Source organism: Streptomyces glaucescens (assembly GCF_002154375.1).
Taxonomy (GTDB): domain Bacteria; phylum Actinomycetota; class Actinomycetes; order Streptomycetales; family Streptomycetaceae; genus Streptomyces; species Streptomyces glaucescens.
Genome location: NZ_MUND01000892.1, coordinates 1 through 1,658 on the forward strand (window position 1 = coordinate 1; position 1,658 = coordinate 1,658).

Genomic DNA, 1,658 nt, shown 5'->3' on the forward strand with positions numbered 1-1,658 from the left:
CGGCCTCCGGGGCAGCCCGTGGCGGGCCCGCCCGGGTGGGCGCCGGGGCAGTGGGCGAGCCGGGGGTGGTGCGCCGTCGACGCGGGCGGGCGCTCGAGGCGGCGGGACCGGGTCAGCGGGTGAGCAGGCGGCGGGCGGTCAGGGCCAGGCTGATCTCGACCAGGTCGGTGGGGCGGGCCAGGGAGCGTCCGGTGAGCTGCTCGAAGCGGCGCAGGCGGTTGAGGACGGTGTTGCGGTGGCAGTACAGGCGCTCGCCCGCCCGCTGCGCGGAGCCGTCGCAGGCCAGCCAGGTGGCCACGGTGTCCAGCAGGACCTCGCGGTCGGCGGGTTCCACCCGGTCCAGCGGGCCGAGCACCCGGTCGGCGAGGGTGGCGCCGAGTTCGGGGGACGAGACGACGAGGGCCGCCGGGAGGTGCTCGGTGAGCCGGATGGTGCCGCCGTCCGGGGGGCACATCCGCAGCGCGGTGTCGGCGAGCCGGCGGGCCTCGCCCACCGAGGCCAGTCCGTCGACGGCGCCGCCGACGCCGATCCTCGCCCCGGGGTCGCCCGTCGGCTCGGGAGGGTCGCCGTCGCCGCCCTGGCCGGCCGCGCCGTCCTCGCCGAGCAGGACGATGCCGTAGTCCACCTCGACGCCCGCGTGCCAGTGGACCCGCGCCGCGCCCCGCACCACGGCCGCGCCCCGGGCGCCGGTGCGGCCGCCGTCGGCGACCGCCACCACGAGGTACCGGCCGTTCTCCGGCATGTCCAGCGCCCGCGCGGTCTCGGGCAGGTCGGCGATGCGGCTGGTGCCGTCGAGGAGGGCGGCGGACAGCAGCCGGACGTTGTTCTCGCGCCGCCAGGCCAGCTGCCGTTCGACCTGCCGGTAGGCGTCGGTGACGATCGTGCAGTGCTCGTCGACGAAGTGCCACACGTCGGTCGCGACGTGGACGAGCAGCCGGACGTCCTCGGGCGCCCGACGGGAGGTCTCCTCGACCAGCCCTTGCCAGACCAGGGATCCGCCGAGCCGGAAGGCGTGCAGGACGGCGTCCAGCGGCAGGCCCTGCTCGGCGCGGGTGGCGCCGATCCGCCAGGAGCAGCGCCGCGCGCCGTCGCGGGCGCCGCGCGGGTCGAGCAGGGAGGCCACGCTGTGCCGCAGCGAGCGGTGCATCTCCTGCCACACGCCGACGGGGTCGCTCTCCACCGCGGCACGGTAGGCCGGTTCCTGGTCCTGTACGACGGCCAGCAGCCGGTCGGTCAGCTCGGCCAGGTCGTCCATCAGCACGCGCGCGGCGCGGTGCAGGACGCGGATGGCATCGGCGTCGATCAGCGACCGGACGCGCCGGGTGCGTGGCTGCGGCTCGGCGGTCACCGCCGGGCGGGGCGCCATCGTTCGGGTCCGTACGGCAGGGTGCATCGCGGTCCTCCCCCAGGGTCGGGCTTCATGGCGGCGCCCGGTGCCTGGCCTGCTCCCCGAGGCCCGTGCGGTGGCCGCCGCCTGACTCGTCCTGCCCGGAAGGATGACATACCGTCCGGTCGGTCCCTAGAGCTGTGCACGGGTCTTTTCCGCCCGTTCGACCAGCCGGGCCAGTTCCACCCGGGACCGTACCCCGAGCGCGGCGAAAACATTGCGGAGGTGGTAGTCCACGGTGCGGGTGCTCACGGACAGGCTCCGGGCCACC

At 76.4% G+C, this 1,658-nt stretch carries 2 protein-coding genes; both read right to left on the reverse strand.

What is annotated here, in order from left to right; all coding sequences use genetic code 11:
- Positions 1-112 precede the first annotated feature (112 nt).
- Positions 113-1,393: a PucR family transcriptional regulator gene (locus CCN42_RS38935; RefSeq protein ID WP_086741914.1), complete on the reverse strand. Its 1,281-nt coding sequence runs from the start codon at positions 1,391-1,393 to the stop codon at positions 113-115.
- A 126-nt stretch (positions 1,394-1,519) separates the two neighbouring features.
- The coding region (locus CCN42_RS38940) for a LuxR C-terminal-related transcriptional regulator (protein ID WP_143662189.1) at positions 1,520-1,658 on the reverse strand (139 nt) is incomplete at its 5' end.

Bases quoted from the DNA above. Each gene is read 5' to 3' on its own strand.
- CCN42_RS38935 (WP_086741914.1), bottom strand. From the start codon at position 1,393: ATGCACCCTGCCGTACGGACCCGAACGATGGCGCCCCGCCCGGCGGTG.